26 protein-coding genes, 2 tRNA genes and 1 riboswitch are annotated in these 26,299 nt (G+C 70.7%); of the genes, 18 read left to right on the forward strand and 10 right to left on the reverse strand.

Annotated features, from left to right (window positions below; all coding sequences use genetic code 11):
* Nucleotides 1-15: 15 nt before the first annotated feature.
* Both EZ242_RS07280 and EZ242_RS07285 read left to right on the forward strand, forming a co-directional pair.
* Nucleotides 16-92, forward strand: a tRNA-Arg gene (locus EZ242_RS07280).
* A 183-nt stretch (nucleotides 93-275) separates the two neighbouring features.
* Nucleotides 276-518 (forward strand): hypothetical protein, encoded by a 243-nt coding sequence (locus EZ242_RS07285; RefSeq protein WP_135284480.1) that lies wholly within the window; start codon nucleotides 276-278, stop codon nucleotides 516-518.
* Nucleotides 519-564: 46 nt separating this feature from the next.
* On the opposite strand, the gene EZ242_RS07290 is transcribed toward EZ242_RS07285, so the two are convergent.
* On the reverse strand, nucleotides 565-996 hold the full coding sequence (locus EZ242_RS07290; RefSeq protein ID WP_135284481.1) for a response regulator: 432 nt from the start codon (nucleotides 994-996) through the stop codon (nucleotides 565-567).
* Nucleotides 997-1,174: 178 nt separating this feature from the next.
* Here EZ242_RS07290 and EZ242_RS07295 point away from each other — a divergent pair, with 178 nt between their 5' ends.
* On the forward strand, nucleotides 1,175-3,655 hold the full coding sequence (locus EZ242_RS07295) for an EAL domain-containing protein (RefSeq protein ID WP_135284482.1): 2,481 nt from the start codon (nucleotides 1,175-1,177) through the stop codon (nucleotides 3,653-3,655).
* On the opposite strand, the gene EZ242_RS07300 is transcribed toward EZ242_RS07295, so the two are convergent.
* Nucleotides 3,650-4,375 (reverse strand): hypothetical protein, encoded by a 726-nt coding sequence (locus EZ242_RS07300; protein WP_135284483.1) that lies wholly within the window; start codon nucleotides 4,373-4,375, stop codon nucleotides 3,650-3,652. The genes EZ242_RS07295 and EZ242_RS07300 overlap by 6 nt on opposite strands.
* 147 nt (nucleotides 4,376-4,522) lie before the next feature.
* Here EZ242_RS07300 and greB point away from each other — a divergent pair, with 147 nt between their 5' ends.
* A complete protein-coding gene (gene greB / locus EZ242_RS07305; RefSeq protein ID WP_135284484.1) occupies nucleotides 4,523-5,089 on the forward strand; it encodes a transcription elongation factor GreB in 567 nt (188 codons plus the stop codon).
* Nucleotides 5,090-5,096: 7 nt separating this feature from the next.
* Here greB and EZ242_RS07310 read toward each other — a convergent pair whose 3' ends face one another.
* The 4 genes from EZ242_RS07310 to EZ242_RS07325 all read right to left on the reverse strand — a co-directional run bounded on the left by EZ242_RS07310 (nucleotide 5,097) and on the right by EZ242_RS07325 (nucleotide 9,245).
* Complete coding sequence (locus EZ242_RS07310) at nucleotides 5,097-7,364, reverse strand: RelA/SpoT family protein (protein WP_135284485.1); 2,268 nt, start codon at nucleotides 7,362-7,364, stop codon at nucleotides 5,097-5,099.
* A gap of 106 nt (nucleotides 7,365-7,470) precedes the next feature.
* Nucleotides 7,471-7,674 (reverse strand): DNA-directed RNA polymerase subunit omega, encoded by a 204-nt coding sequence (gene rpoZ / locus EZ242_RS07315; RefSeq protein ID WP_135284486.1) that lies wholly within the window; start codon nucleotides 7,672-7,674, stop codon nucleotides 7,471-7,473.
* A gap of 18 nt (nucleotides 7,675-7,692) precedes the next feature.
* Nucleotides 7,693-8,313 carry a guanylate kinase gene (gene gmk / locus EZ242_RS07320; protein ID WP_135284487.1) on the reverse strand — a complete coding sequence of 207 codons (621 nt, stop codon included), beginning with the start codon at nucleotides 8,311-8,313 and terminating at the stop codon, nucleotides 7,693-7,695.
* An 8-nt stretch (nucleotides 8,314-8,321) separates the two neighbouring features.
* Nucleotides 8,322-9,245 carry a YicC/YloC family endoribonuclease gene (locus EZ242_RS07325; protein WP_135284488.1) on the reverse strand — a complete coding sequence of 308 codons (924 nt, stop codon included), beginning with the start codon at nucleotides 9,243-9,245 and terminating at the stop codon, nucleotides 8,322-8,324.
* 78 nt (nucleotides 9,246-9,323) lie between these two features.
* Between EZ242_RS07325 and EZ242_RS07330 the strand changes: the two genes are divergently transcribed.
* From EZ242_RS07330 to EZ242_RS07400, 14 genes are all read left to right on the forward strand, one after another.
* The gene (locus EZ242_RS07330) at nucleotides 9,324-10,337 is read left to right on the forward strand and encodes a serine/threonine protein kinase (protein WP_135284489.1); all 1,014 of its coding nucleotides are present in this window, start codon (nucleotides 9,324-9,326) and stop codon (nucleotides 10,335-10,337) included.
* 13 nt (nucleotides 10,338-10,350) lie between these two features.
* Entirely contained in the window at nucleotides 10,351-11,253 is a 903-nt protein-coding gene (locus EZ242_RS07335) for a PP2C family protein-serine/threonine phosphatase (protein ID WP_135284490.1), read from the forward strand.
* A gap of 162 nt (nucleotides 11,254-11,415) precedes the next feature.
* Entirely contained in the window at nucleotides 11,416-12,153 is a 738-nt protein-coding gene (gene rph, locus EZ242_RS07340; RefSeq protein WP_135284491.1) for a ribonuclease PH, read from the forward strand.
* 11 nt (nucleotides 12,154-12,164) lie between these two features.
* A complete protein-coding gene (rdgB, locus tag EZ242_RS07345) occupies nucleotides 12,165-12,776 on the forward strand; it encodes an RdgB/HAM1 family non-canonical purine NTP pyrophosphatase (protein WP_135284492.1) in 612 nt (203 codons plus the stop codon).
* Nucleotides 12,773-13,957, forward strand: a complete 1,185-nt coding sequence (gene hemW / locus EZ242_RS07350) for a radical SAM family heme chaperone HemW (RefSeq protein WP_135284493.1) — start codon at nucleotides 12,773-12,775, stop codon at nucleotides 13,955-13,957. Before rdgB ends, hemW begins: the two co-directional genes overlap by 4 nt.
* A gap of 80 nt (nucleotides 13,958-14,037) precedes the next feature.
* Nucleotides 14,038-14,269, forward strand: a riboswitch (cobalamin riboswitch).
* A 71-nt stretch (nucleotides 14,270-14,340) separates the two neighbouring features.
* Nucleotides 14,341-16,194, forward strand: coding sequence for a TonB-dependent receptor domain-containing protein (locus EZ242_RS07355; protein WP_135284494.1), 1,854 nt, complete (start codon nucleotides 14,341-14,343; stop codon nucleotides 16,192-16,194).
* 3 nt (nucleotides 16,195-16,197) lie between these two features.
* Nucleotides 16,198-17,115: an ABC transporter substrate-binding protein gene (locus EZ242_RS07360; protein WP_135284495.1), complete on the forward strand. Its 918-nt coding sequence runs from the start codon at nucleotides 16,198-16,200 to the stop codon at nucleotides 17,113-17,115.
* Nucleotides 17,112-18,110, forward strand: coding sequence for a FecCD family ABC transporter permease (locus tag EZ242_RS07365; RefSeq protein ID WP_205960615.1), 999 nt, complete (start codon nucleotides 17,112-17,114; stop codon nucleotides 18,108-18,110). The genes EZ242_RS07360 and EZ242_RS07365 overlap by 4 nt, the downstream gene beginning before the upstream one ends.
* The gene (locus EZ242_RS07370) at nucleotides 18,107-18,898 is read left to right on the forward strand and encodes an ABC transporter ATP-binding protein (protein ID WP_135284496.1); all 792 of its coding nucleotides are present in this window, start codon (nucleotides 18,107-18,109) and stop codon (nucleotides 18,896-18,898) included. Before EZ242_RS07365 ends, EZ242_RS07370 begins: the two co-directional genes overlap by 4 nt.
* 58 nt (nucleotides 18,899-18,956) lie before the next feature.
* Nucleotides 18,957-20,405, forward strand: a complete 1,449-nt coding sequence (locus EZ242_RS07375; protein WP_135284980.1) for a cobyric acid synthase — start codon at nucleotides 18,957-18,959, stop codon at nucleotides 20,403-20,405.
* A gap of 9 nt (nucleotides 20,406-20,414) precedes the next feature.
* On the forward strand, nucleotides 20,415-20,978 hold the full coding sequence (locus EZ242_RS07380; protein WP_135284497.1) for a P-loop nucleotide/nucleoside kinase family protein: 564 nt from the start codon (nucleotides 20,415-20,417) through the stop codon (nucleotides 20,976-20,978).
* A 118-nt stretch (nucleotides 20,979-21,096) separates the two neighbouring features.
* Nucleotides 21,097-22,743 (forward strand): CHASE domain-containing protein, encoded by a 1,647-nt coding sequence (locus tag EZ242_RS07385; RefSeq protein ID WP_135284498.1) that lies wholly within the window; start codon nucleotides 21,097-21,099, stop codon nucleotides 22,741-22,743.
* Between the two features lie 83 nt (nucleotides 22,744-22,826).
* The gene (locus tag EZ242_RS21975; protein ID WP_167784686.1) at nucleotides 22,827-23,564 is read left to right on the forward strand and encodes a class I SAM-dependent methyltransferase; all 738 of its coding nucleotides are present in this window, start codon (nucleotides 22,827-22,829) and stop codon (nucleotides 23,562-23,564) included.
* Between the two features lie 50 nt (nucleotides 23,565-23,614).
* Nucleotides 23,615-23,869: a hypothetical protein gene (locus tag EZ242_RS07400; RefSeq protein WP_135284501.1), complete on the forward strand. Its 255-nt coding sequence runs from the start codon at nucleotides 23,615-23,617 to the stop codon at nucleotides 23,867-23,869.
* A 396-nt stretch (nucleotides 23,870-24,265) separates the two neighbouring features.
* Here EZ242_RS07400 and EZ242_RS07405 read toward each other — a convergent pair.
* The 4 genes from EZ242_RS07405 to ureE all read right to left on the reverse strand — a co-directional run bounded on the left by EZ242_RS07405 (nucleotide 24,266) and on the right by ureE (nucleotide 26,297).
* Nucleotides 24,266-24,353 (reverse strand) — tRNA-Ser (locus tag EZ242_RS07405).
* Nucleotides 24,354-24,398: 45 nt separating this feature from the next.
* Nucleotides 24,399-25,046: an urease accessory protein UreG gene (gene ureG / locus EZ242_RS07410; protein WP_135284502.1), complete on the reverse strand. Its 648-nt coding sequence runs from the start codon at nucleotides 25,044-25,046 to the stop codon at nucleotides 24,399-24,401.
* On the reverse strand, nucleotides 25,043-25,729 hold the full coding sequence (locus EZ242_RS07415; protein ID WP_135284503.1) for an urease accessory protein UreF: 687 nt from the start codon (nucleotides 25,727-25,729) through the stop codon (nucleotides 25,043-25,045). The genes ureG and EZ242_RS07415 overlap by 4 nt, the downstream gene beginning before the upstream one ends.
* Nucleotides 25,710-26,297 (reverse strand): urease accessory protein UreE, encoded by a 588-nt coding sequence (gene ureE / locus EZ242_RS07420; RefSeq protein ID WP_135284504.1) that lies wholly within the window; start codon nucleotides 26,295-26,297, stop codon nucleotides 25,710-25,712. Before ureE ends, EZ242_RS07415 begins: the two co-directional genes overlap by 20 nt.
* Nucleotides 26,298-26,299: the final 2 nt, after the last annotated feature.

Raw genomic sequence — 26,299 nt, forward strand, 5'->3', positions numbered from 1 at the left:
ATACTTGCGGGCTCAGCGGCTGTAGCTCAGTTGGATAGAGTACTTGGCTACGAACCAAGGGGTCGTGGGTTCGAATCCTGCCAGCCGCGCCACTCACATGCCCCGGAAACCGAAAGGTCTCCGGGGCATTTTCTTTGCGGTCGAGCCTTGCTTCAAGCCAAAGGCACAGCTACGTCCGGTCACGGCGCTTAGCCCATGTCACCCACAGCCGGCCCCGGCGGTGCGCACACTAGGTCCATACCAACCTCGTCCTCAACTTTTCCAAGGAGAAACGTATGCGAAGCGAATCGACCAAGCGGATTGCCGCCGTGCTGGGCCTGGCCCTGGGTGCCGCCGTGATGAGTGGCTGCGCCAACTGGCGTGACGAAGGCCGCATGGGTGCCGGCCCGATGATGAAGGAAGACCCGACCAAGGCCCCGCCTCGGGGTGCCTATGGACCCGGCACGGTGATGCCCAGCGGCACGCAGGGACCGAGCGGCACGGGTGCCGGCGCGGGCACTGGGACCGGGACGCGCTGACCTGCTCGATGGCGCCTTTCGTTTTCCGGACGTGGGCGCCTTCCTTTCAGCCGTTTCGTTCCGTACGCGTGGATGATTCGGCGGCGCCTTCGCCCTTGAGGTAGCACTGGCGCACGCAGTAGTCCACCAGCGAGTCGATCTCGGTGGACTTGTCGAACACCGCATCGACACCCAGTTGTGCGCAGCGCTTGCGCACGCTCGGATTCACATAGTTGCTGAACACCACCACCTTCTGTCCGCTGCGGCGGGTATCGAGCTTCTGCACGAGGTGCATGCCGCTGCCTTGCTGCAGGAAGAGATCCACGATCAGCAGATCCCAGGCATCGCGGTTCGCCTCCACCCAGGCCAGGGCTTCGTCTTCCGTGCCGCTGGTGCCGATCACGCGCACGCAGGTCAGCTCCTCCAGTGTTCCCACCAGGTTCTCGCGGATCGTCAAGTTGTCCTCGACGACAAAAGCATGAAGCTCGGCGGCTGCCATTCGCTCGGGTGGGGTAAAAGAGGGGGTCGGGGAGGGAAGCAAGTCGTTACCACTCTAGCCGGGGTGTTGCTGAGCCCGTACGGACGCGGTCGCGAATGACTGTAGGACGCTGCCGACCCACCTGTGTGCCCCGCGCGGGCTAACATCGTCGGGCAGGCGTGGAACGCCCACCTTCTTCGTGCCAGAACCTTTCACCTCTTCCCACCGGCTGCAGCCGGGTGACTCCCTGGTTGACCTGCTCGAACAGGCGACCCGCGCCGGCCTGTGGGTCCTGGTGCCGCACACGGGTGAGCTGCGCTGGTCGCAGCGCCTGGCCGAGCTGCTCGAAGCGCCCGAGGGCTACACACCGCCGGCTCACCTCGCCTTCGAGTTCCTCGCGCCGGAATGGCGCGAGCCGGTGGAGTTCCTGGCCCGCCGCTGCGCGCAGTCCGGCGAGCCGTTCGACCTGGAAGCGCAGGTGGTCACCTATGCGCGCCGCCGCGCCTGGGTGCGCCTGCTCGGACACGCCGTGCGTGAGGACGGCGGCGCCGTCCTTCGCGTGGAAGGTGCCGTCCAGGACCTGCTGCCCCGCGCCGCCCCCGGCCGCCGGCTGCTGCGCGACGCCGCCGCGTGGGGCACGGGCGCCGAGCCGGGCGACCCCTTCGCCACCGTGGACCGCGAGGGGCGCTTCACCTACCTGAACGAGGCCGCCCAGCGCCTGCTCGCGCAGGACAGTTCGCGCCTGCTGGGCCGCAGCCTCTGGGGCGTGTTCCAGAAGACGGCACGCCTGCGGGTCGAGGAACGGGTGCGCGCGGCGCTGGACAGCGGCAAGCCGCTGGAGCTGGAAGAACTGGACGCCCGGCAGATGGACTGGCTCGAGCTGCGCGGCCAGCCCTTCTCGGGCGGGCTGGCGGTGAGCCTGCGGGACGTGACCAGCCGGCGCAAGTCCCAGGAGCAGCTGCGCCTCCTGGAGGGCAGCATCGCGCGCCTGAACGACCTGGTCATCATCACCGAGGCCGGTCCCTTCAACGAGCCCGGACCGCGCATCGTCTTCGTGAACGACGCATTCGAGTCGCGCACCGGCTACGGCCGCGACGAGGTCCTGGGCCGCTCGCCGCGCTTCCTGCAGGGGCCGCAGTCGCAGCGCGACCGGCTGGACCTGGTGCGCTCGGCGCTGGAGGAGTGGCGGCCGGTGCGGGTGGACCTGATCAACTACCGCAAGGACGGCGAACCCTTCTGGGTGGACCTGGACATCTCGCCCGTGTGGGACAAGAGCCGCAAGCTCACGCACTGGGTGGCGGTGGGCCGCGACGTGACCGAGCGCAAGGCCAACGAGGAGAAGATCCAGTACCTGGCCTTCTACGACGCGCTCACCCGCCTTCCCAACCGGCAGTTGCTGCTGGACCGGCTGAACGCGCTGCTGGCCCGGCGCGAGCCGCTGGGCGAAGGCGCGCTGATGTTCATCGACCTGGACAACTTCAAGGTGCTCAACGACACCCTGGGGCACCAGAAGGGCGACCTGCTGCTGCAGCAGGTGGCCGACCGGCTGCGCACCTGTGTCGATGAGCAGGACACCGTGGCGCGCCTGGGCGGCGACGAGTTCGTGGTCCTGCTGCCTCCCCGCGGTCGCGCAGCGGGCGCCACGGCTGCGGCGGCCCGCACGGTGGCCGACCGTGTCCTCGAAGCCCTGGGCGAGCCGCACGTGCTGCCGGGCTACCTGCACCACAGCACCTGCAGCATCGGCGTGACGGTCTTCGGGGAAGCGCCCTGGAGCGTGAGCGAGCTGCTCAAGCAGGCGGACCTGGCCATGTACCAGGCCAAGCGGGCCGGCCGCAACACGGTGTGCTTCTTCGATCCGCAGATGCAGGCCGTGGCCAGCGCCAGTGCAGCGCTCGCGGCCGACCTGCGCCAGGCCTGGCGCGAGGGGCAGTTCCTGCTGGAGTACCAGCCCCAGGTCGATGCGCAGGGCCGCATGACCGGCGCCGAGGCGCTGCTGCGCTGGCTGCACCCCCAGCGCGGCCGCGTGCCGCCGGAACAGTTCATTCCCACGGCGGAGGAGACCACCCTCATCCTCGTCATCGGTCGCTGGGTGCTGGACCGCGCCTGCGAGCAGCTCGCCCGCTGGGCGCAGCGACCGGACCGCGCGCACCTGAGCATCTCCGTCAACGTGAGCGCCCGGCAGTTCCGGCACCCCGAGTTCGTTGACGAGGTCATGGAAGCCATCGCCCGCACCGGCGTTCCGCCGCGCAAGCTGAAGCTGGAACTCACCGAGTCGCTGCTGGCCGACGGCTTCGACATCACGGTCAAGAAGATGGGCAGCCTGCAGCGCATGGGCGTGGCCCTGTCGCTGGACGATTTCGGGACCGGCTATTCCTCGCTCGCCTACCTGAAGCGGTTGCCGCTGGACCAGCTCAAGATCGATCGCGAGTTCGTCAAGGACCTGCTCACCGACGAGAACGACGCCGCCATCGCGCGCACCATCATCGGCCTGGCGCAGAGCCTGAACCTGGAAGTGGTGGCCGAAGGGGTGGAGACGCCGGCGCAGCGTGAATTCCTGGCCCGCCACGGCTGCGACGGTTTCCAGGGCTACCTGTATTGCCGCCCCGTGTCCATCGAGCAGCTCGAAGCCTTCATCGACGCGAACGCCGGCCTGCCGGTGGCGACCGCCACCGCCTCATAGCGGCGCGATCTGCAGCGGCGAGGTGGCGACCTTGCGCGGCAGGCGCATGACGATGCGGTCCTTCTCCTGGCGCAGCTGCACCGACTCGATGGCGGCCAGTGCCTGCACGTCGGCCCAGTCGAGCTGGCGGTACGCGGCCTCGAAGGGCATGGCCTCGCTGTCCGCCGCGGGCGTGAACTGCAGGGTGAGTACCACCGCGCCCCCGCTGATGTCGCCGCTGACCTTCACCTCGCCGGGGCCGCCGGCGCGGTCGGTCAGGTGGATGAGCGAGGCCAGCAGCAGGTGGCGCAGCAGCACGCGGGAGACGTCGAACTCGTTGGCCGGCAGTTCGGTCTGCAACTTGAAGCCGCGGAAGTTGAAGTTGCTGCGCACCAGCGCCAGGCTCTCCTCCACGCCTTCGCGCAGGCCGACCACCTCATCCTCGGGCGGCTCGATCCAGCCGACCACCTTCAGGCAGTTGGCCACCGCTTCGCGGGCCAGGCGGTTGATCCGGGCCATGCTGTTCTGCAGCTCGGTCTGCGAGGGCACGCCGCGTTCGAGCTTGGCGCCCAGCACCTCGCTCATCATGGCGACGGCCTGCAGGTTCACGACCATGTCGTGCTTGAGCGCCGGGCCGAGCCGGCGCAGGACGCCGTAGCGCGCGGCCTCCGAAGCGGCGCCCGGGCTCATGACGCGGCCATCTGCCACGCCGGGGGAAGTCGCTTGGGTGAGTTCGGCCATTCGGCAGGGGCTCCGCGAGGTCGAGGTGAAGGGATGACGATTGTGTCGGTCATACGGTCGTGCCTGCTGTCAGGCACGGCCCGGCTCCGCTGTAGGATGGGGCTGTCCCACGAACGCATTCGGGACGCGCGGGGCTATGCTCGTGCGATGAGCAAGGCATTCACGCGCGAGACCGATGCGTCCGCGGACGAGGACGAGGACGTACCGTCCGCACCGCCGATTCCCGCCGGCTCGCGCAACTACATCACCCCCGCAGGCTACGCCCGCCTGCGGGGAGAGCTGCTGCAGCTGATGAACGAGGAGCGGCCGAAGGTGGTGGAGATCGTCCACTGGGCTGCGAGCAACGGCGATCGCTCCGAGAACGGCGACTACCTGTACGGCAAGAAGCGCCTGCGCGAGATCGACCGGCGCATCCGCTTCCTCACCAAGCGCCTGGAGCTGGCCGAGGTGACCGACCCGAGCGTCCACCAGGGCAAGGACCAGGTGTTCTTCGGGGCCTGCGTGCGCTATGCGCAGGCGGACGGACAGGAGCGCGAGATCACCATCCTGGGCATCGACGAGGCCGACAGCAGCCGCGGGCAGGTCAGCTGGATCGCGCCCATCGCGCGGGCCCTGCTGAAGTCGCGCGAAGGGGATGTGGTGCGGCTGCAGACGCCGGCGGGCGTGCAGGAGATCGAGGTGCTCGCCGTCACCTACCCGGCGCCGCTGGCCTGAGCGGCCCTTATTGGCCCGGGCGCGGGCGCTTCACGTGCAGCACGGCCGGCGTGCGCCTGAGCGTGCGCATCGCGGCCTCCAGGTGCGCGCGGTCGCGCACGGCGACCACGAAGCGAAGGTCGCAGGCGTCCTGGGCGCGTTCGTCGTCCATGTCCACATGGGTGATGTCGGCCTCGGCACTCGCCAGGGCCGAGGCCACCCGCGCCAGCACGCTCTTGCCGTTGACCACGGTCACCAGCAGGTGCGCCTCGAAGGGGCGCACGGGGTCGTCGGACCATTCCACGCCGATGAAGCGTTCGGCGTCCTTGTTCTGCAGGCGCCGGGCCACGCCGCAGTCCTCGGCATGGACCACCAGGCCTTCGCCGCGGCCCAGGTAGCCCACGATGCGGTCGCCCGGGACTGGGCGGCAGCAGGTGGCGTACTGCACCGAGGCGTTCTCGCTGCCATCGAGCTGCACCGCGCCTTGCGACACGTTCTCGTGCGCGGTGTAGCGCTCGCGCGTGATCAAAAGCGCATCGCGCTTGGCGCCCAGCTCCGCCATCAGCGTGACCAGGCGCTTGGCCACCATGCTGGCGATGCGCTTGCCCAGCCCCAGGTCGGTGAGCAGCTCATCGCGGCTGCGATTGCCGGTAAAGCGCAGGAGCTTGTCCCACAGCGCCTGGTTCTCCTCGTCCTCCGCGGGCAGTCGCTCGAAGCCTTCGGCTCGCAGCGCCTGCGTGAGGAGCTTCTCCCCCAGGTCGCGCGACTCCGCATGCGCCATGGTCTTGAGGTGGTGGCGGATCTTGGAACGCGCGCGGCCCGTGCGCACGAAGCCCAGCCAGGCCGGATTGGGCGCGGACACGGCGGCCGTCACGACCTCGACCACATCGCCGTTCTTCAGCTCGGTGCGCAGCGGCACCTGCTCACCATTGATCTTGGCCGCCACGGTCCGGTCGCCGATGTTGCTGTGGATCGCATAGGCAAAGTCCACCACCGTCGCGCCGCGCGGCAGGGCCATGATCTGGCTGCGCGGCGTGAAGACGTACACCGCGTCCGGGAAGAGATCGATCTTCACGTGATCCCAGAACTCGGCCGCGTCGCGCGTCTCGTGCTGGATGTCCAGCAGGGACTGCAGCCACTTGGTCCCGAGGCGGTCGGCCGAATCGGGGTCGGCCGGCTCGGCCTTGTACAGCCAGTGCGCCGCCACGCCGGACTCGGCCACCACGTGCATGGCCTCGGTGCGCATCTGGAATTCCACGTTCACGCCCGAGGGGCCGACCAGCGTCGTGTGCAGGGACTGGTAGCCGTTGAGCTTCGGGATGGCGATGTGGTCCTTGAACCGTCCCGGCACGGGCTTGTACAGCTGGTGCAGGACGCCCAGCGCGGTGTAGCAATCGATGACCCGGGGCACGATCACGCGAAAGCCGTAGATGTCCGTGACCTGCGCGAAGCTCAGGTGCTTCTCGTCCATCTTGCGATAGACGGAGTACAGCGTCTTCTCCCGCCCCTCGATCCCGATGGGGATGCCCACCGCCTCGAAGGCCTGCTCCACGTCGCGCTGCACCTTCTGGATCAGGTCGCGCCGGCGGCTGCGCGCCTTGGCCACGGCCTTGCTCAGCACGCCGTAGCGCCAGGGCAGCAGGTGGCGGAAGGCCAGTTCCTGCAGCTCGCGGTAGGTCTGGTTCAGGCCCAGGCGGTGCGCGATGGGCGCGTAGATCTCCAGGGTCTCGGACGAGATGCGGGCCCACTTGCTGCGCGGCATGTCGTCCAGCGTGCGCATGTTGTGCGAGCGGTCGGCCAGCTTGATGAGGATGACCCGCACGTCGCGTGCCATCGCCAGCAGCATCTTGCGGAAGGACTCGGCCTGGTTCTCCTCGCGCGTGTCGAACTGGAGCTTGTCCAGCTTGGTGAGCCCGTCCACCAGTTCGGCGACCGGCGCTCCGAAGCGCTCGATCAGCTCGGGCTTGGTGACGCCGCAGTCCTCGATGGCATCGTGCAGCAGGGCGGCCATGATCGCCTGGGCGTCGAGCTTCCACTCGGCGCACTGGGCGGCCACGGCGATGGGATGCGTGATGTAGGGCTCGCCGTTGGCGCGGATCTGCCCCAGGTGCGCCTCGTCGGCGAAGCGGTAGGCTTGGCGGATCTGTTCGACCTCCGCGGCGGCAAGGTAGTCGAGCTTGGCTGTGAGCGCGGCAAAACTGGCCGCCGTGGCGTTCACCGCGGCAGGGTTTGGCGCGGCAGCTTCCTTGCGGGGTTTGCGCCGGCCGGAGGAGGAGGGGTCGAGCACCGCACTCATGGCCTCAAATGTATCGCGCACCCCCGGATGTCCCGGCCGATGAAAACAAAAAGGCACCGCGCAGCGGTGCCTTTGCGAAACAGGCGGAAGAAAACCGGCCGATCAATCAGCCCGGAACCTTTTTGAGCATCTCCAGCCCCACTTTTCCGTCGGCGATCTCGCGCAGCGCGGTGACGCCCGGCTTGTTCTTGCTCTCGACCTTGGGCGCGTGGCCCTGGCTCAGCATGCGGGCGCGGTAGGTGGCGGCGAGTACCAGCTGGAAGCGGTTCGGGATTTTTTCGAGGCAGTCTTCGACGGTGATGCGGGCCATGCAAGCAACTCCAGGGATTCAGATGATGTTGAGGGCCTTGAAGGTATCGGCCCGGCTGCGGCGCTGAGCCGTGAATTTCAGGCGTTGGGCGTGGACGATCGCTTTCAGGTCGAAAAGCGCACGCTCGAAAAGCTCGTTGATTATAACGAAGTCGAATTCCCGGGCCTGGGCCATCTCCTCGGCGGCGTTCTTCAGGCGCATCTCGATCACCTCGGGCGAATCCTCGCCGCGGCGTTCCAGGCGCGAGCGCAGTTCCTCCCAGCTGGGGGGCAGGATGAAGACCAGCACGGCGTTGGTGAAGATGCGCTTGATCTGCAGCGCGCCCTGGTAGTCGATCTCCAGCACCACGTCGGTGCCGCTGGCGATGCGCTCCTCCACGGCCTTCTTCGAGGTGCCGTAGCGATTGCCGTGCACGTGCGCCCATTCGACGAAGGCGCCGCCCAGCACCATGGAGTCGAACTCCTGCTGCGACACGAAGAAGTACTCGCGCCCATGCTTTTCCTGGCCGCGCGGCGCGCGCGTGGTGTGCGACACCGAAGGCTGCACCTGGGAGTCGAGCTCCATCAACGCCTTGACCAGACTCGACTTGCCGGCCCCGCTGGGTGCCGCGACGACGAAAAGGTTGCCGGGGTAATCCATGAGGGTTCCTATTCGATGTTCTGGACCTGCTCGCGCATCTGCTCGACCAGCACCTTCATGTCCACGGAAATGCGCGTGAGCTCCAGCGCCGCGGACTTGGAGCCCAGGGTATTGGCCTCGCGGTGCAGCTCCTGGATGAGGAAGTCCAGGCGCTTGCCGACCTCGCCGCCCTTGTCCAGGAGACGTTCGATCTCGTCCAGGTGGGCGGCCAGGCGCGTGAGTTCCTCGGCGACGTCGATCCGGATGGCGAAGGCCGTTGCTTCCGTGAGCGCCCGGTCCTGGGCGGCCTCCGGGGCCACGGCGCCGCCGGCCTGCTGCCCGGCGTTCATGGCCTCGCGCCAGCGTTCGAGGAAGCGATTGCGTTGTTGCTCCACCAGTTGCGGCACCAGCGGACGGGCCTGGGCGGCCAGGTCGCGCAGCTGTTTGAGGTGTCCGCGCAACATCTCCACCAGCCGCGCACCTTCGCGCTCGCGGGCACCGAGCAGGTCCTTGAGCGCCTGCCGTGCAAGCTGCATCAGCTCCTGGCTCCAGTCGCCGCTGCCGGCCTCGGCGCTCGCCATGCGCAGCACGTCGGCCACGCCCAGGGGGCGGGCCTGCGGCAGCCAGCCGATGACCATGTCCTGCAGGGCCGCCAGGCGCTGCAGCTGCCGCAGTCCCGGCTCCGGCAGGCCCTCGTTACCGGCGGCTTCGACGCCCGCGCGAACTTCGACCTTTCCGCGCTTCAGGCGCGACTGCAGCAGCTCGCGCAGGGCCGGTTCGTGCTGGCGCAGGTCCTCCGACAGGCGGAAGGACAGGTCGAGGAAGCGGCTGTTGACGGACCGGATCTCGACGCCAAGGCGCGCCTGGGAGGCCGGGCTGCGCGACTCTGCGGCCGGCTCGCGCGCCCCGCTCAGCTGGGCGCTTGCGTAACCGGTCATGCTGTAAACTGGCATCGAGACTCTTCGGGTCGAGGGGCGGGCTGGGACGTGTGTTCGACGGGCCCCATCGTCGGCCTCGCCAAGCCCCAAATTATGTCAAAGGTCAAACCCGCGCCCTTGCCGCCGGACACCGTCATCGGCGGCTACCGAATCGTGCGCAAGCTGTCGGCGGGTGGCTTCGGCATGGTTTACCTTGCCGTGGACAGCGAGGGCCAGCAGGTGGCCGTCAAGGAATACCTTCCCTCCTCGCTCGCCTCGCGCGGCGCCGGGGAGCTGCTGCCGCAGGTGGTGCCGGAGAAGCTGTCCCTGTATCGCCTGGGCCTCAAGAGCTTCTTCGAGGAAGGGCGCGCGCTCGCGCAGATCTCGCACGCCTCGGTCGTGAGCGTCCTAAACTTCTTCCGCGAGAACGAGACCGTCTACATGGTCATGAACTACCTGGAGGGCGGGACCCTGCAGGACTTCATCATCACGGCGCGCGACCAGAAGAAGCAGAAGGTGTTCCGCGAGTCCACCATTCGTTCGCTCTTCGACGAGATCCTGCGCGGCCTGCGCATCGTGCACCAGCACAAGATGCTGCACCTGGACATCAAGCCGGCCAACATCTTCATCACCGACGACAACCGCGCCGTGATGATCGACTTCGGCGCCGCGCGCGAGGTGCTCTCCAAGGAAGGCAACTTCATCCGGCCTATGTACACGCCCGGCTTCGCCGCGCCCGAGATGTACCGCCGCGACTCGTCCATGGGCCCCTGGACCGACATCTACGCCATCGGCGCCTGCATCTACGCCTGCATGCAGGGCTACCCGCCCAACGACGCGCCGCAGCGCCTGGAGAAGGACCGCCTGGCATTGGCCCTGTCGCGGCTGCGGGGCGTGTACTCGGATAACCTCATCGAGGTGGTGGAGTGGTGCATGTCGCTCGACGCGCTCTCGCGGCCGCAGTCGGTCTTCGCCCTCCAGAAGGAACTCAGCCGGGAAGGCGAGCGGCGCTACACCAAGCTCACCATGGGCGAGAAGATGCGCCTGCAGTTCGACAACATCGTCTCGGACACGCGCCGGACCGTACGCATGGCCACCGGTTTCGGCGCCAAGCAGCAGCAGAAATGAGCAGGGACCGGCTATGAAGTTTTCCGTCTTCCAGGTGAGCCGCCGGGGCGGCCGCGAGAAAAACGAAGACCGCATGGGCTACTGCTACACGCGGGAGTCCGGGCTCTTCGTGCTGGCCGACGGCATGGGCGGGCATCCCGAAGGCGAGGTGGCGGCCCAGCTGGCGCTGCAGACCGTCTCGGCCCTGTTCCAGCGCGAGGCGCGCCCGGTCGTGCGCCACAGCGGCGAGTTCCTGGCGGCGGCCCTCATGGCGGCGCACCAGCAGATCATCCGCTATGCGAGCGAGCGCGCCATGCTCGACACGCCCCGCACCACCCTCGTGGCCGCCGTGCTGCAGCAGTCCTCGGCCACCTGGGTGCACTGCGGCGACTCGCGCCTGTACCTGGTGCGCGACGGCCAGCTGCTCACGCGAACGCGCGACCACTCCTACCTGGAGCAGCACGCGGCCGGTGTCATCCGGCTGGAGCAGGTCAACCGCAACATCCTCTTCACCTGCCTGGGCTCGCCCAGCAAGCCCGTCTACGACGTGACCGGGCCGGTGTCCCTGCAGCAGGGGGACAAGCTGCTCCTGTGCTCGGACGGCCTGTGGGGCAGCCTCTCCGACGCGGACATCGTGCGCCAGCTCGCGGCCAAGCCCGTCGCCGATGCCGTGCCCGACCTGGTCGAGGCGGCGCTGCGCAGCGGGGGCGCCCATTCGGACAACGTGACCGTCGTCGCGCTCGAGTGGGAGACCCCGGACGCTTTCGAGTCCACGCACGGCGTTTCCACCGACAGCATCAGCGACGGCGTGTTCGCCTCCACCATCCAGTCCGGCGTGCTCGACACTCCGGTGGACGACCTGGACGACGCCGCCATCGAGCGCTCCATCGCCGAGATCAACGAAGCCATCCGCCGTTCGGCCGCCCGCAAGACCTGAAGAAGGCGCGAATGAATCGACTGCGCGATCCGATCTGACGCCTGCGCTTCTCGCCGTACCCGTGTACGGCTGCGATGCTCCGCGTCACTTCGGGCCGCTCGCTACGATTCCTTCACACCTTCTTCGACGTCAGTCGCGTTCCACTCTTCCCGATTGCCATCCATGCGCCCCCACGACCGTTCTCCCGACCAGCTCCGTCCCGTGCGCATCACGCGCGGCTTCACCATCCATGCGGAAGGCTCGGTGCTGATCGAGTTCGGTGACACCCGCGTGCTGTGCACCGCCTCGGTGGAGGAGAAAGTCCCGCCGCACAAGCGGGGCAGCGGCGAGGGCTGGGTCACGGCCGAATACGGCATGCTTCCGCGCGCCACGCACACCCGGGGTGACCGCGAGGCGGCGCGTGGCAAGCAGAGCGGGCGCACGCAGGAGATCCAGCGCCTCATCGGCCGGTCGCTTCGGGCCGTGTTCGACCTCAAGCGGCTCGGCGAGCGCACCCTCACCATCGACTGCGATGTGCTGCAGGCCGACGGCGGCACCCGCACGGCCGCCATCACCGGCGCCTTCGTCGCCGCGCAGGACGCGGTCTCCCTGCTCGTGGCCCGCGGCAAGCTCGCGGCTTCCCCGATCACCGGGCCGGTCGCCGCGGTGTCCGTCGGCATCGTCGAGGGCCAGCCGCTGCTGGACCTGGAATACGTCGAGGACGTGGCCTGCGACACCGACATGAACGTCGTCATGACGGGCGCCGGCCACTACGTGGAAGTGCAGGGCACGGCCGAGGGCGTGGCCTTCACGCGCGCCGAGATGGACGAGCTCCTGCGCCTGGCCGAGAAAGGCATCGCCGAGCTCGTCGGCCTGCAGCAGCGGGCCCTGGCGCAGCCGCTCGAGCGCCGCGCGGCGTGAACGTTTCCGACATGCCCCCGCAGCTCGTCCTGGCCTCCAACAACCGCGGCAAGCTGGCCGAGCTGCAGGCCATGCTCGCGCCCCTGGGCGTGCGCCTGGTCTGCCAGGCCGAGCTGGGCATCGGCGAGGCCGAGGAGCCGCACCGCACCTTCGTCGAAAACGCGCTGGCCAAGGCACGCCATGCCGCGCGCGAGAGCGGCCTGCCGGCGCTGGCCGACGACGCGGGCCTGTGCGTGGACGCCTTCGGCGGCCTGCCGGGCGTGGACACCGCCTTCTATGCCACGCAGTTCGGGCTTCCCAAGGGCGACGATCACAACGTGCAGGCGCTCCTTGAGCAGATGCGCGGCGTCGGGAATCGCCGCGCCGCCCTGGTCAGCACGCTGGTCGCGATGCGCAGCCCCGAGGACCCGGAGCCCTTGATCGCGGTGGGCCGCGCGGTCGGCGAGATCACGCGCGAGCCGATGGGCGAGCACGGCTTCGGCTTCGACCCGGTCATGTTCATCCCCGCCTTCGGCAAGACCTTCGCGCAGCTGCCCCCGGAAGTGAAGAACGCGCACAGCCACCGCGGCCAGGCGGCGCGCCAGATGGTGCAGCTGATGAAGGAACGCTGGGGCGCGGCATGAGCGATCTCGCGCACCACCTGCGTCCGGGCACGCTGCAGCTGGGCGCGCTGCCGCCCCTGTCGCTCTACGTGCACCTGCCCTGGTGCATCCGCAAGTGCCCCTACTGCGACTTCAACTCGCACGAAGTCAGATCGGGCGAGCTGCCCGAGCAGCGCTACCTCGATGCCCTGGTGGCCGACCTGGAGCATTCGCTGCCGCTGGTCTGGGGCCGTGGCGTGCACAGCATCTTCATCGGCGGCGGAACGCCCAGCCTCTTCTCGCCGCAGGGCATCGACCGCCTGCTGGGCGACATCCGCGCGCGCCTGAAGCTCGAAGCCGATTGCGAGATCACCCTGGAGGCCAACCCCGGCACCTTCGAGAAGGAGCGCTTCCGCGCCTTCCGCGACGCCGGGGTGACGCGCCTGTCCGTCGGCGTGCAGAGCTTCGACGACGCGCAGCTCAAGGCCATCGGCCGCGTGCACGACCGCGCCCAGGCCCTGGCCGCCTGCGAGGAGGCGCAGCTCGCCTTCGACACCTTCAACATCGACCTGATGTACGCCCTTCCGGGCCAGACGCTGGCGCAGCTGGAGGAAGACCTCACCCAGGCCCTGGCCCTGCTGCCGCCGCACCTGTCCATCTACCACCTCACGCTGGAGCCCAACACGGCCTTCGCCAAGTACCCGCCGGTGCTGCCGCCGGAGGACACGGCCTACGCCATGCTGGACCGCATCACCGAGGTCACTGAGGCGGCGGGCCTGGCGCGCTACGAGGTCTCCGCCTATGCCAGGCCGGGCCATCGCTGCTGGCACAACCTCAACTACTGGCGCTTCGGCGACTACCTGGGCATCGGCGCCGGCGCGCACGGCAAGCTCAGCTTCCCCCACCGCGTGCTGCGGCAGGTGCGCTATCGCGAGCCGCGCCTGTACATGGACAAGGCCCTGGCGGGCACGCCGGTCACGCAGGAGCACGAAGTCACGCGGGCCGACCTGCCCTTCGAATTCATGCTCGGCGCCCTGCGCCTGAAGGAGGGCTTCGCGCTGCGCGAGTTCGCCGAGCGCACGGGCCTGCCCCTGTCGGCCATCGAACCGGCGCTCGCCGAAGCCGAGCGCAAGGGTTTGGTCACGCGCACGCTGGACCACGTGCAGCCGACGGTCAGGGGCTTCGACTTCTTGAGCGACCTGCAGGGGTTGTTTCTTCCCTAGGGCCGATGTGCTCGAAGCCACTCCCTCCCCCTCTGGGGGAGGGTGGCTGCGCGCGGTATTCGGCCGCGTGATTCGGCCCGCTTAGAATCCCCTTCGTTGGTGCTCGCGTTCCCGGCCTTGCCGGCTCGCAGTTCAACGGGAAGCAGGAGGGTCCCGTCCACCCGGACCGCCTAACCTGCGCTGCCCCCGCAACGGTAAGCAGACGAGCCCCGCTCGGTCTTCGGCTCCCAGCCACTGGACGCGACCGCGTCCGGGAAGGCGCCCGAAGGCAGGTCTGCCAGCCCGGATACCGGCCAACGACGTGGCCCGGCGAGAAGCCGGTGCCGTGACGCCCATGCGCTGCCGGGGAAGGTGGCGCCGGCACCTGTCCCTACCTTCACGTCATGACGTTTTCCTCGCGCACCCGCTGGCTCGGCGCCTCGCTGCCCCTGCTCGCCTCCACGCTGGCCCTGGCCCAGGCCCCGTCCCTCACGGCATCGACGACGCCCACCCTGGCACCGGTGGTGGTCACCGCGACCCGCACCGAGCAGCCGCTCACCGACGTGGTGGCCGACGTCACGCTCATCGATCGCGAGCAGATCGAGCGCAGCGGCGCCACCGGCCTGGCCGACCTGCTCGGGCGCGTGCCGGGCATCGGCTTCGCACGCAACGGCGGCGTCGCCGGCACCACCAGCCTCTACCTGCGCGGCGCCGAGACCCGCTTCACGCCGCTCTTCGTCGATGGCGTGCGGGTCGATTCGCAGGCCACCGGCGGCGCGAGCTGGAACGCCATCCCGCTGTCGCAGATCGAGCGCATCGAGGTCGTCCGCGGCCCGGCCGCGGCGGTGTACGGCAGTGATGCCATCGCGGGCGTCATCCAGGTGTTCACGCGGCGCGGGCAGGGCGAGCCCTTCACGCCCTCGGTGACCGTCGGGGCCGGCAGCGACCGCCTGCGCAAGGCCGATGCGAGCCTGCGCGGCAGCCAGGGCGCCTTCGACTACTCGCTGGGCATCAGCCGCGAGACCAGCGCCGGCTTCAACGCCCAGCCCGCGGCCAACCCCGACCGCGACGGCTACGACAGCACGGCCGGCTCGGCCAGCCTGGGCTGGCGCCTGCTGCCCGGCCACCGCGTCGAGGCCACCGCGCTGGCCAACGCGCTGGACGCCCGGTACGACGGCTTCGCGTCTTCCTTCGACGACTGGAGCCGGCAGGACCTGCGCACCCTCGGCCTGGCCTGGAACGCACAATGGACGGACCGCTACAGCACGCGGCTGGCCGCGACCCGCGGCACCGAGCGCTATGAGACCGACCCCTCGCCCTACCTCACCGAAACGCGCGTGAACAGTGTCCTGCTCCACAACGAGTGGCGCCAGGGGGCGCATCGCTTCTCGCTGGACCTGGAGCGGCGCGAGGACCGGCTGGAGAACGCCACCACCGCGCCCACCGACACGCAGCGCACGCAGGACGGCCTCGCCCTGGGCTGGGGATGGCGGGCGGGGGACCACGCGCTGCAGCTCAACGCGCGCCACGACTACGACAGCGAGTTCGGCGGCCAGAGCACCGGCAGCATCGCCTGGGCCTGGCAGTTCCTGCCGCGATGGGGCCTCACCGCCTCGGCCGGCACGGCCTACCGCGCGCCCACGCTGTACCAGCGCTTCAGCCTCTACGGCATCCCCACCCTGCGGCCCGAGGTGGCCAACAACCGCGAGCTGGGGCTGAAGTACCGGGCCGATGGCGCGAGCTTCAGCGTGGTGGGTTACCGCAACCGCGTCGCGGACCTCATCACCTTCCAGCCCGGCCCCGGCGCCTGTGCGGCGGGCTCCGGACCGTTCGCGGGCTGCTATGCGAATACGGGACGCGCGCGCCTGGCCGGCCTGACCTTCGCGGGCGAGTGGCGCGCTGCCTGGGCGAGCCTGCGCGGTTCGCTGGACCTGCAGGAGCCCACCGATGCGAGCACCGGCCAGCTCCTGCCGCGCCGCCCGCGCCGCATGGCCACCCTGGCCGCCGACACGCGCGCGGCCGGCTGGACGCTGGGCACCGAGCTGCAGCTGGTGGACGAGCGCTTCAACGACGCCGCCAACACGCAGCGCCTGGGCGGCTACGGCCTGGTCAATCTCTGGGCCACGCGCGCCATCGCGCCGCAGTGGAAGCTGCTCGCGCGCATCGACAACCTCGCGGACAAGGACTACCAGACCGCGCGCGGCTATGCCACGGCAGGCCGGGGTGTCTTCGTCTCGCTGCAGTGGGAGCCTCGCTGAGCGATGGCCTGCAGCGCGTCCGCCGCCGCCCTCCCAGGGCGCCCGTGCCGGGCGGCCGGGCGCGCGCTGCTGCTCCTGCTCTTCGCCTGCCTCGCGCCCCTGGCGTGGGCCGCGCCGGTGCAGGTCAGCGACGACCGCGGCCGCGTGCTGCGCTGGGACGAGCCGCCGCGGCGCATCGTGAGCCTGCTGCCGTCCCTCACGGAATCGCTGTGCGCGCTGGGTGAGTGCGCGCGGCTGGTGGGCGTGGACCGCTATTCCAACTGGCCGGCCGCGGTGCAGGCCCTGCCGCGCCTGGGAGGCGGCATCGACCCGCAGGTCGAAGCCGTGCTGGCCCTGCGGCCCGACGCCGTGCTGCTGGCGCAGTCCTCGCAGGCCGTGCAGCGGCTCGAAGCCCTGGGCCTGAAGGTGGTGGTGCTGGAGCCGCGCACCCACGCCGACGCGCGGCGCGTGCTCGCCACGCTGGCGCAGCTGGCCGGCCGGCCGGTGCAGGATGCCGAGCGCCTCTGGCAGGCCATCGAGTCCGAGGTGGACGCGGCGGCACGCTCGCTGCCGCCCGGGGCGCGGCGTGCGCGCGTGTACTTCGAGGCCAGTCGCGGTCCGTATGGGGCTGGACCGCCTTCGTTCATCGGCGAGACCCTCGCCCGCCTGGGCGTGCGCAACGTGCTGCCGGCCGCGCTCGGGCCTTTCCCGCGCCTGAACCCCGAGTACGTGGTGCGGGCCGATCCGGACGTGATCATGATCGGCCGCCGCAATGCCGAGGGCCTGGCCCAGCGCCCGGGCTGGGCGGGCATGCGCGCGCTGCGCGAGCAGCGCCTGTGCGTCTTCGACGACGACCAGGCCGACCTGCTGGTGCGCCCCGGGCCGCGCCTGGGCGAAGCCGCGGCCACCATGGCGCGCTGCCTCAGGGACAAGGCGCCGTGAGCCCCGGCGCACGCCCCGGGCCGGCGATCGGCCTGGCCCTCGCGCTGGTCGTGGCGGCAGCGGTCATCGCGGCCCTGAGCCTGGGGGTCGGCAGCACCGGCGTGGAATCCGCGTGGCACATGCTGGACGACCCGGTGGCCGCGCGCATCGTCTGGGACATCCGCGCGCCGCGCACGCTCGGCGCCTTCGCCGCGGGGGGCCTGCTGGGCCTGGCGGGCGCGGTGGCCCAGGGGCTGTTCCGCAACCCGCTGGCGGACCCCTTTCTCCTCGGCAGCGCCTCGGGCGCCTCGCTGGGCGTCGCGCTGGCGCTGGCCGCACTCGGCCTGTCGCCCCTGGCCACCCAATGGGCGGTGCGCCTGGGGCTCACGGGCGCGGCCTTCCTCGGCGCCGTGGCGGCCGTGATGTTCACGCTGGCCCTGGCGCGCGGCGTGCAGCAGACCCTGCGCCTCCTGCTGGCCGGCGTGGTGGTGGGCGTGGTGCTGGGATCGCTCACCTCGCTGGTCACCCTGGCCGTGCCGCAGACGCTGCAGGCCATGCAGGGCTTCATGCTGGGCTCCACCGCCTTCGTGGGCTGGGCGGCCTGCGCGCTCATGCTGGCCGTGGGCCTGGGCTGCCTGCTGCTGGCGCTGGGCCTGTCGCGCGTGCTCGACGGCCTGGCCCTGGGCGAGGCCACGGCCCTCAGCCTGGGCCTGCCGCTCACGCCGCTGCGCGCGGCGCTGGTGGCGGTGCTGGCGCTGGCCACGGGCACGGCAGTGGCGCAGACTGGCCTCATCGCCTTCGTCGGTCTGGCCGCGCCGCACCTGGTGCGCGGGCTGGTCAAGACCCGGCATGCGCCGCTGCTGGTCCTGGCCAGCCTCATGGGCGGCGTGCTGCTGATGTTGGCCGACCTGCTCGCCCGCGGCCTGCTCGCGCCGCAGGAGCTGCCGGTGGGCGTGCTCACGGCCCTCCTCGGGGGCGCCTACCTGCTGTGGCTCATGCGGGGGCGCATGGAATGAGCGAGGGCCGTTCAGTGGGCACGGCGGCCTTGCAGGTCAGCGGCCTGCGGGTGTCCCTGGGCGCGCGCGAGGTGCTGCACGGCGTCGACCTCGCCTTCGCCGCCGGACGCTGGACCGGCGTCGTCGGCCCGAACGGCGCGGGCAAGTCCACCTTGCTCAAGGCCTGTGCCGGTCTGCTGGCCTGCGAGGGCGAGGTCCGCCTGCTGGGCCGGCCGCTGCGCGAGCTCGCGGGACGCGAGCGTGCGCGCACCCTGGCCTGGCTGGCGCAGGGCGGGGCGGGGCAGGGCGGCGCCGACGACCTCACGGCCTACGACGTGGTCCTGCTCGGCCGCCTCCCCCACCAGGACTGGCTCGCCGCCCCGAGCGCGCGCGACCACCAGGCCGCGGAAGAAGCGCTGCGCCAGACGCAGGCCTGGGACTGGCGCGGCCGCACGCTCGGCTCGCTCTCGGGCGGCGAACGCCAGCGCGTGCTGCTGGCCCGGCTGCTCGCGGTGCAGGCGCCGGTCATGCTCATGGACGAGCCGCTCGCCAACCTCGACGCGCCGCACCAGTCCGACTGGCTGGCCCTGGTGCGGGGGCTGGTCGCACAGGGCCGCACGGTGGTGAGCGTGCTGCACGAGCTCACGTTCGCGCTGCAGGCGGATGACCTCGTCCTGATCGACGCCGGCCGCGTGCGCCATGCCGGGCTCGCGCAGGAGGCGGCCGCGCACCGCGCCCTGGAGGACGTCTTCCAGCAGCGCATCAGCATCCGGCGCGTCGAGGCGCAGTGGGTGGCGCTGCCGCGATGACGCAAGATGGCGGCATGTCCGAAGCTTGTGTGAGCCCGTCGTGAGCGCCCGCTGCCTGATGGTCCTGGGCACCAGCAGCGGCGCCGGCAAGAGCTGGCTGGCCACCGCCCTGTGCCGCCACTACGCACGCCGCGGCCTGCGCGTCGCGCCCTTCAAGGCGCAGAACATGAGCAACAACGCGCGCGTGGTCGAGGGCTTGGGCGGCCGCTGGGGCGAGATCGGCAGCGCGCAGTACTTCCAGGCCCTGGCCGCGCGCGCCGTGCCTTCGGTGCAGATGAATCCCGTGCTGCTCAAGCCCGAGGCCGACACCCGCAGCCAGCTCGTGTTGCTGGGGCAGGTGGACCCGCGGCTGTCGGCGCTGCCCTGGCGCGAGCGCGGCGCGCAGTGCTGGCCGGCGGTGGCCGAAGCGCTGGACACGCTGCGCGCCACCCATGACCTGGTGGTCATCGAGGGCGCCGGCTCGCCGGCCGAGATCAACCTGCAGGCCAGCGACATCGTCAACCTGCGCGTCGCCCAGCACGCGCAGGCGCGCTGCCTGCTGGTCACCGACATCGACCGCGGCGGCGCCTTCGCGCACCTGTACGGCACCTGGGCCCTGCTGCCACCCGAGGCGCGCGCCCTCCTGCACGGCTTCGTGCTCAATCGCTTCCGCGGCGACGCGGCCTTGCTCGCGCCGGCGCCGGAGCAGCTGCGCGCGCTCACCGGCGTGCCCACGGTCGCCACGCTGCCGATGTGGTGGGGCCACGGCCTGCCCGAGGAGGACGGCGTCTTCGACGATCGCACGACGCGCAGCGCCGGCGCACTGCACACCACCGTTGCGGTCATCGCCTACCCCCGCATCAGCAACCTCGACGAGTTCCAGCCGCTGAAGAACGTGCCCGGACTTCGCCTGGTGTGGGCGCGCACGCCCGCCGACTGCGCCGGCGCCGACTGGCTGGTGCTCCCCGGCTCCAAGCACACCAGCGCGGACCTGCAGTGGCTGCGCACGCAGGGCCTGGATCGCGCCATCACCGCGCACGCGGCGCGCGGCGGCCGCGTGCTGGGCATCTGCGGTGGCCTGCAGATGCTGGGCGAAGCGCTGGTCGATCCCGACGGCATCGACGGCAACGGCCCGGGCCTGGGTCTCCTGCCGCTGGTGTGCCGCTTCGAGCCGGCCAAGACCGTGCGGCCGGCGCGCGCCCGCTTCGCAGCGGTGCAAGGTCCCTGGTCGGCCCTCGCCGGGCTCGACGTAGGCGGCTACGAGATCCACCACGGCCAGACCGTGCCGCACCCGGCCATGCTGCGCGCGGGCCGCGAGGCGCGCGAGGTGCTGCCCGGCCTGGGCTGGCAGGACGAATCGGGCCAGGTGCTGGGGGTGTACCTGCACGGCCTCTTCGAGGACGCCGGCGTGCTGCGCGCGCTTTTCGGCGCCCGGGTGCCCACGCTGGACAGCGTCTTCGAGGGCCTGGCCGATTTCATCGAGGCGCACTTCGAGCCGGGCGTGCTCGATGCGCTGGTGCAAGCCTGAGAAGTCCGCATGAACACCGCTGTGTCGCCACCCGCACTGATCGTCTTCTGCGGCCTGCCGGGTGTCGGCAAGACCAGCATCGCGCGCCGGGTCGCATCCGCCGCGGGCGCGGCCTACCTGCGCATCGACAGCATCGAGCAGGCCCTGGCCCGCTGCACGGGGCAGGCCGTGACCGGGCCCGAGGGCTACGCCATCGCCCAGGCCCTGGCGGCGGAGAACCTGCGGCTCGGGCGCAGGGTCGTGGCCGATGCGGTCAATGCGGGTGCCGCCGCCCGCGCGGGCTGGGTGCGCGTGGCGCAGGACCTGGGCGCACCGTGCCGCTTCGTCCACCTCCACTGCTCGCGCGAGGAGGAACACCGCCGCCGGGTGCGTGAGCGGACCACGGACCTGGCAGGGCACGTCCCGCCGAGCTGGAGCCAGATCGCCGCCCTGGCCATGGACCCGCCGGAGCCGGACGCACTCGTGCTGGACACGGCCGAGGGGTCGGCCGAGGCCCTGGCCGCGGCGGTCCTGGCGCGGCTCGGCCTTTCAGGCGTCTCCATGGGCGCTGGAGCATCCGAGTCGCCCAGGTGACATGCGGCCCTGCCCCTGAGGCACGGCGGACGACAGGCAACGCAGAATCGGCGATTCGAATGCATCCACGCCGTCTCGCATCCGCATCGCCGCCCGGCCTCCAGGGAGGACGCGCGGCTTGAGCCGGGCCGCGCTCTGGCAGCGTGTGCGCGCGGCTGGCGCCAGCCGTGCGGCCCTGGTGCTGGCCGCCTGCCTGCTGCTCACCGCGCTGGCGACCCTGCTGGCGGTGCAGGTGGTACGCGAACGCGCGGACGCGGTGGCGCAGGCCGCGGTGGACCAGGAAATCGCAGGGCTGGACCGCCGCGTCGCCGCCTACCTGGCGCTGCTGCGGGCCACCCGCGCCTTTGTGGAGGCGCAGGGCGAGGCCCTAAACGCCGATGAGTTCAAGCGTTTCGTCGCCGGCCTGCGCATCCCGAGCGACTACCCCGGCATCCAGGGCATCGGCTGGAGCCCGCGCCTGGCGCCCGGCACCGAGCGCTACACCATTCTCTTCCTGGAACCACTGGACGAGCGCAACCGCGCCGCGCTGGGTTTCGACATGCATTCGGAGCCCGTGCGCGCCGCCGCCATGGACCGTGCCCGCGACCTGGGCGAGGCGGCGATGAGCGGCGTGGTGCTGCTCAAGCAGGAGATCCTGCCGGACCTCTCGCCGGGCTTTCTCATCTACGAGCCCGTCTATGCCGGTCGGGACGTGCCCGAGAGCGTCTCGCAGCGGCGCGCGCGCCTGCGCGGCTTTGTCTATGCGCCGTTTCGGGGCACGGACTTCTTCAACGGCCTGTTCCGCTCGCCCGAGGTCGAGCTGCTCGCCATCCACACGGCGACGGCCGAGAGCGACCGGCCGGGCGGCTTTCTGCGCGGCGACCCGGCCGTGCCCCTTCCCGAGGCGGCCATCCGGCGGCGCGTGAACGTCGCGGGCCAGCCCTGGGTGCTCGTCTTCGAGCGCAGCGTCGGTCCGCCCCTGGCCGAGCGGGTCATGGTCCTGGCGGTGTTCGTGCTCGGCGTGCTGGTCAGCGGCCTCCTGGCAGCACTCACGCGGCACCAGACGCGCGCCCGGCACCGGGCCGAGAAGCGCAGCAGCGAGATGCGCCAGCGCCTGCAGTTCTCCGAGCTGCTGGTGGGCATCGTCTCGCACGACCTCCGCAACCCGCTGAACGTCATCCAGCTCAACACCGCGCTGCTCTCCCAGGCGGAACTGCCCGAAAACTTCGCGCGTTGCGTCAGGCGCATCCAGGCCAGCGGCGAGCAGAGCCTGCGCATGATCCGCGACCTGCTGGACTTCACCCAGGCGCGCCTGGCCGGCGGCATTCCCGTGGTGCGCGCACCGGGGGACGTGGCCGGCATCGTGCAGCAGGCGGTGGATCAGGTGCGGGTGGCGCACCCCGGGCGCGAGGTGGCCTTCTCGGCCCAGGGCAGCGGCACCGGCACCTGGGACGCGGACCGCATCGCGCAGGTGGTCTCCAACCTCGTGAGCAACGCCATCGTCTACGGCGACGCGAACGCGCCCATCCGCGTGGCGGTGGACGGCACCGGCCAGCGGGTGCGCCTGTCGGTGCACAACCTGGGCGAGCCGATCCGGCCGGAGTTGATGGGGACGCTCTTCGAGCCGCTGCGGCAGGGGTCCAGCGTGGGGGCGCGCGGCCGCAACATCGGCCTGGGCCTGTACATCGTCCAGCAGATCGCGCGCGCCCACGGCGGCCGCGTGCACTGCAGCTCGTCGCGCGAGGCGGGCACGCTGTTCACGGTGGAATTGCCGCGCACGAGCTGAAGAAGCTCGCCGCAGCAGCGGCGTTGAATGCGAACTGATGCCCGGGTAGGGTGGATGGTTTGCCGTCCACCCACGCAGCCGCCATGTCCCACGCCGCCACCTTCTGGACCTTCTTCGGCCGCGATGCCGAGCCTCGCCTGGGCATCCGCGCGCCCACCTTCCGCCGCATCTTCGAGCACCTGGACGCCTGCGAGCACCCGGTCACCATCGTCGAGACGGGCTGTGCGCGCAGCACCGACAACTGGTGGGGCGACGGCCTGAGCACGGTGCTCTTCGACCGCTACGTGACTGCGCGCGGCGACGGCTCGCGCTGCCTCAGCGTGGACATCTGCGCGCACGCCGTGGAGAACGCGCGCAACCTCGTCGGCCCGGGTGTCACGGTGTCGCAGGAGGACAGCGTGACCTTCCTCGCCCGGCTGGCGCAACGCTGCGGGCAGGACGCCAGCAGCATCGACGTCCTCTACCTGGACTCCTTCGACCTGGACAAGCTGTACTGGCAGCCTTCGGCCATCCACCACCTCAAGGAGCTCACCGCCGCCATGCGCTGCCTGCGCGCGGACACGCTGGTGGTGGTGGACGACTGCCCGTCCATCGCCGAATGCATTCCGGCGCGCGAGGGCGACGGCCTCATGGTGCTCAACCCGCCGGCCGTGGGCGGCAAGGGCCTGCTGGTGGCGCAGTACGCCCAGGCCGTGGGCGCACGGCTGGAGTTCGCCGAATACCAGGCCGGCTGGACCGGCATGGTGCCGAGCCAGCCCTCGAAGGATCACGATCCGCCAGCACGGCAGAGCCCCACGCGCGCATCGATCGCCGCACAATGAACAGCCCTGCCGGCCACCCCGGCCGGCAGCTCGAACCCAAGGAGGAAAGCATGGATTTGCGTCTGCAGTTTCTCGAATCCTTCACGGCCCAGGGCTCGGACGGGCAGTCCTACAAGGTCTGCGCCTATGACCGCCTGGCATCGACCGGCACGGGCCCGAACGGCCAGGAGCAGTGGGAGAGCACCGGGCAGGCCGAGTACCGGCTGGAGGACGGCCGGCTGGTGGAGGTGCGGCGGGATGGATCGATGCACATCGCACACAGCGACGTGGAGTTGAGCGCGGAGAAGGCCCCGGCGGGGACTTGAAGGGTGGGCTCTGCGGCTTACCCGTGAGCTGCTCCACACACTCCGAGTCGCCCGGCCGCGAGCACATTCGTATGCGATGACCACTTCGCGCTAGTAATGCTTTTCCATTTCTGGCACATTGCGCTCGGTTCCGGCCAAAGCCGGCTTGAGTCTGCCGCTTGAGAAATAGCGGCAGCGGCCCGGATAGGCGATCCCAAGCTAGCCCGGGCGTCAGTCAAGCCTCCCGTAGCGGGGGCTTTTTCTTGCATGGCGCTTCCCTACCATCCAAACGCGGCGAAGTCCTGGTCTGTGATTTCGACACAGGGTTCCGGCCGCCTGAGATGGTGAAAAAGGCGACCCGTCGTAGTGGTCTCAGTGAAATTGAGCGCAAGTCAAAGAACGGCTGCGCCCAGGTCCTGGCGGAAGCGGTGAGATTCGAACTCACGGACGGTTGCCCGTCGCCGGTTTTCAAGACCGGTGCAATCGACCACTCTGCCACGCTTCCGGAGCCCGGGATTCTAGTCCTGCGGCGTCCCGAAAGACTGCAGGATCAGGGGACCAGCAAGCCCTTGCGCTCGATGAACCCCACGACCTCCTCCACCCCCACCGAGGTCTTGAGGTTGGTCATCACGAAGGGCTTGCCGCGCCGCATGCGCTCGGTGTCGGCCTGCATCACCGACAGGTCCGCGCCCACGTGGGGCGCGAGGTCGGTCTTGTTGATGACGAAGAGGTCGCTCTTGGTGATGCCGGGGCCGCCCTTGCGGGGGATCTTTTCGCCGGCGGCCACGTCGATGACGTAGACGGTGAGGTCGCTCAGCTCGGGGCTGAAGGTGGCCGCGAGGTTGTCGCCGCCGGACTCGACGAAGACGATGTCGGCATCCGGGAACTGCTCCAGCATGCGGTCGATGGCTTCGAGGTTGATGGAGGCGTCCTCGCGGATGGCGGTATGCGGGCAGCCGCCGGTCTCCACGCCCATGATGCGTTCGGCGGGCAGCGCGCCGCTGACGGTGAGCAGGCGCTGGTCTTCCTTGGTGTAGATGTCGTTGGTGATGGCCACCAGGTCCCAGCGCCCGCGCATGCGCTTGCACAGCATCTCCAGCAGGGTGGTCTTGCCGGAGCCGACCGGCCCGCCGATGCCCACGCGCAGGGGGGGCAGGCGCTTGGTGCGGCCGGGAATGTGGTGCAGGAGGGCGCTCATGATCGGAACAGGCGTGAGTACTGGTGTTCGTGCCGGGCCGAGAGGATGGCCAGCATGGGGGAAAAAGCCTGGCGGTCCCCGTCGCCGAGCGCCAGGGCCGTGTCCACGGCCTGCGGGATCTCGCGCGCCAGGCGCGCGAGGATGCGCTGCCCCGCGGCCTGGCCCAAAGGCACGGACTTGATGGCCGCCTGCACCATGTTCTCGGCCCAGCCGAAGGCGAAGGCCAGCAGCAGCGGCCGCTCCCCCACGGGCTGGGACGCGGCGGCCACGGCGAAGGCGACGGGGTAGGTCAGGGGACCCGGTGGCAGCGCGGGTGCGGCGCCGAGCGACTTGAGCCACTCGATGAGCGAACGGCCCATCTGCTCGCTCTGCTGGCGCAGCTCCGCGCTCTCGCGCGTGCGCCGCACCCAGGTGTCCAGGGCCTGCAGCCGCTCCAGGTCGCCGCCGCGCCAGGCGCGCAGGGCGGGGGCCAGCACCGCCAGGTCGGCACGGGCCAGCGTGAGCCGCAGCTGCTGCGACAACCACTCGCCGGCGCTGGCCGCGTCGTGCACCAGCTCCGCCTCCACCGCGGCCTCCAGCCCTTCGGAGTAGGAGAAGCCCCCCACCGGCAGGGCGGGCGAAGCCAGCCACATCAGCTGCAGCAGGCCGGCGTCGTGCTCGGCCTCAGCGGTGGGGGTGCTCATGGGGCGGGTGGTCGTGCTCGTGCGGCTCGCCCTCGTTGGCGTGCTCGTGCCAGCCGGTGTGCGAGTGTTCGTGGGCGCTGCCCGGGTCCGGACCGTGGCGATGCGCGTGGCCGTGTCCGCCGTAGGCGCCGCCTTCGGGCTCGAAGGGCGCATCGGTCGCGCGCACCGTGAGGTGCATGGCGCGCAGCATGTCGGCCAGCACGTGGTCGGGTTCGATCTTGAGGTGGTCGGGCTGCAGTTCGAGGGCGACGTGCCGGTTGCCCAGGTGGTAGGCCGCGCGGGTGAGGTCGAAGGCGTTGCCGTGCTCGGCGCAGGCGGTGATCACCAGCACGGGCTGGGGCGCGGCGATGACGCGAACGAGCGAGCCGTCCTCGGCCACCAGCACGTCGCCGCCGCGCAGCAGGGTGCCGCGCGGAAGGAACACGCCCAGGGTACGGCCCAGCGAGTCGGTGCACTCGAAGCGGCTTTTCTGCCGCCGGTCCCAGTCCAGTTCCACGGTGGCGGCGCGCCGCAGCAGCGCGGGCGCCAGGCCCTGGCCGCCGGGAAGGCGCTTGTTGGCGATCAGCATGG

This window comes from Ramlibacter rhizophilus (assembly GCF_004681965.1).
Classification (GTDB): Bacteria; Pseudomonadota; Gammaproteobacteria; order Burkholderiales; family Burkholderiaceae_C; genus Ramlibacter; species Ramlibacter rhizophilus.

Bases quoted from the DNA above. Each gene is read 5' to 3' on its own strand.
- EZ242_RS07415 (WP_135284503.1), bottom strand. From the start codon at position 25,729: ATGAGCACCCCCACCGCTGAGGCCGAGCACGACGCCGGCCTGCTGCAG.
- EZ242_RS07290 (WP_135284481.1), bottom strand. From the start codon at position 996: ATGGCAGCCGCCGAGCTTCATGCTTTTGTCGTCGAGGACAACTTGACG.
- EZ242_RS07370 (WP_135284496.1), top strand. From the start codon at position 18,107: ATGAGCGAGGGCCGTTCAGTGGGCACGGCGGCCTTGCAGGTCAGCGGC.
- EZ242_RS07400 (WP_135284501.1), top strand. From the start codon at position 23,615: ATGGATTTGCGTCTGCAGTTTCTCGAATCCTTCACGGCCCAGGGCTCG.
- EZ242_RS07375 (WP_135284980.1), top strand. From the start codon at position 18,957: ATGGTCCTGGGCACCAGCAGCGGCGCCGGCAAGAGCTGGCTGGCCACC.
- rdgB (WP_135284492.1), top strand. From the start codon at position 12,165: ATGCCCCCGCAGCTCGTCCTGGCCTCCAACAACCGCGGCAAGCTGGCC.
- EZ242_RS07380 (WP_135284497.1), top strand. From the start codon at position 20,415: ATGAACACCGCTGTGTCGCCACCCGCACTGATCGTCTTCTGCGGCCTG.
- EZ242_RS07325 (WP_135284488.1), bottom strand. From the start codon at position 9,245: ATGCCAGTTTACAGCATGACCGGTTACGCAAGCGCCCAGCTGAGCGGG.
- EZ242_RS21975 (WP_167784686.1), top strand. From the start codon at position 22,827: ATGTCCCACGCCGCCACCTTCTGGACCTTCTTCGGCCGCGATGCCGAG.
- EZ242_RS07330 (WP_135284489.1), top strand. From the start codon at position 9,324: ATGTCAAAGGTCAAACCCGCGCCCTTGCCGCCGGACACCGTCATCGGC.
- gmk (WP_135284487.1), bottom strand. From the start codon at position 8,313: ATGGATTACCCCGGCAACCTTTTCGTCGTCGCGGCACCCAGCGGGGCC.
- ureE (WP_135284504.1), bottom strand. From the start codon at position 26,297: ATGCTGATCGCCAACAAGCGCCTTCCCGGCGGCCAGGGCCTGGCGCCC.
- rpoZ (WP_135284486.1), bottom strand. From the start codon at position 7,674: ATGGCCCGCATCACCGTCGAAGACTGCCTCGAAAAAATCCCGAACCGC.
- EZ242_RS07360 (WP_135284495.1), top strand. From the start codon at position 16,198: ATGGCCTGCAGCGCGTCCGCCGCCGCCCTCCCAGGGCGCCCGTGCCGG.
- EZ242_RS07285 (WP_135284480.1), top strand. From the start codon at position 276: ATGCGAAGCGAATCGACCAAGCGGATTGCCGCCGTGCTGGGCCTGGCC.
- rph (WP_135284491.1), top strand. From the start codon at position 11,416: ATGCGCCCCCACGACCGTTCTCCCGACCAGCTCCGTCCCGTGCGCATC.
- ureG (WP_135284502.1), bottom strand. From the start codon at position 25,046: ATGAGCGCCCTCCTGCACCACATTCCCGGCCGCACCAAGCGCCTGCCC.
- hemW (WP_135284493.1), top strand. From the start codon at position 12,773: ATGAGCGATCTCGCGCACCACCTGCGTCCGGGCACGCTGCAGCTGGGC.
- EZ242_RS07310 (WP_135284485.1), bottom strand. From the start codon at position 7,364: ATGAGTGCGGTGCTCGACCCCTCCTCCTCCGGCCGGCGCAAACCCCGC.
- EZ242_RS07335 (WP_135284490.1), top strand. From the start codon at position 10,351: ATGAAGTTTTCCGTCTTCCAGGTGAGCCGCCGGGGCGGCCGCGAGAAA.
- EZ242_RS07355 (WP_135284494.1), top strand. From the start codon at position 14,341: ATGACGTTTTCCTCGCGCACCCGCTGGCTCGGCGCCTCGCTGCCCCTG.
- EZ242_RS07300 (WP_135284483.1), bottom strand. From the start codon at position 4,375: ATGGCCGAACTCACCCAAGCGACTTCCCCCGGCGTGGCAGATGGCCGC.
- greB (WP_135284484.1), top strand. From the start codon at position 4,523: ATGAGCAAGGCATTCACGCGCGAGACCGATGCGTCCGCGGACGAGGAC.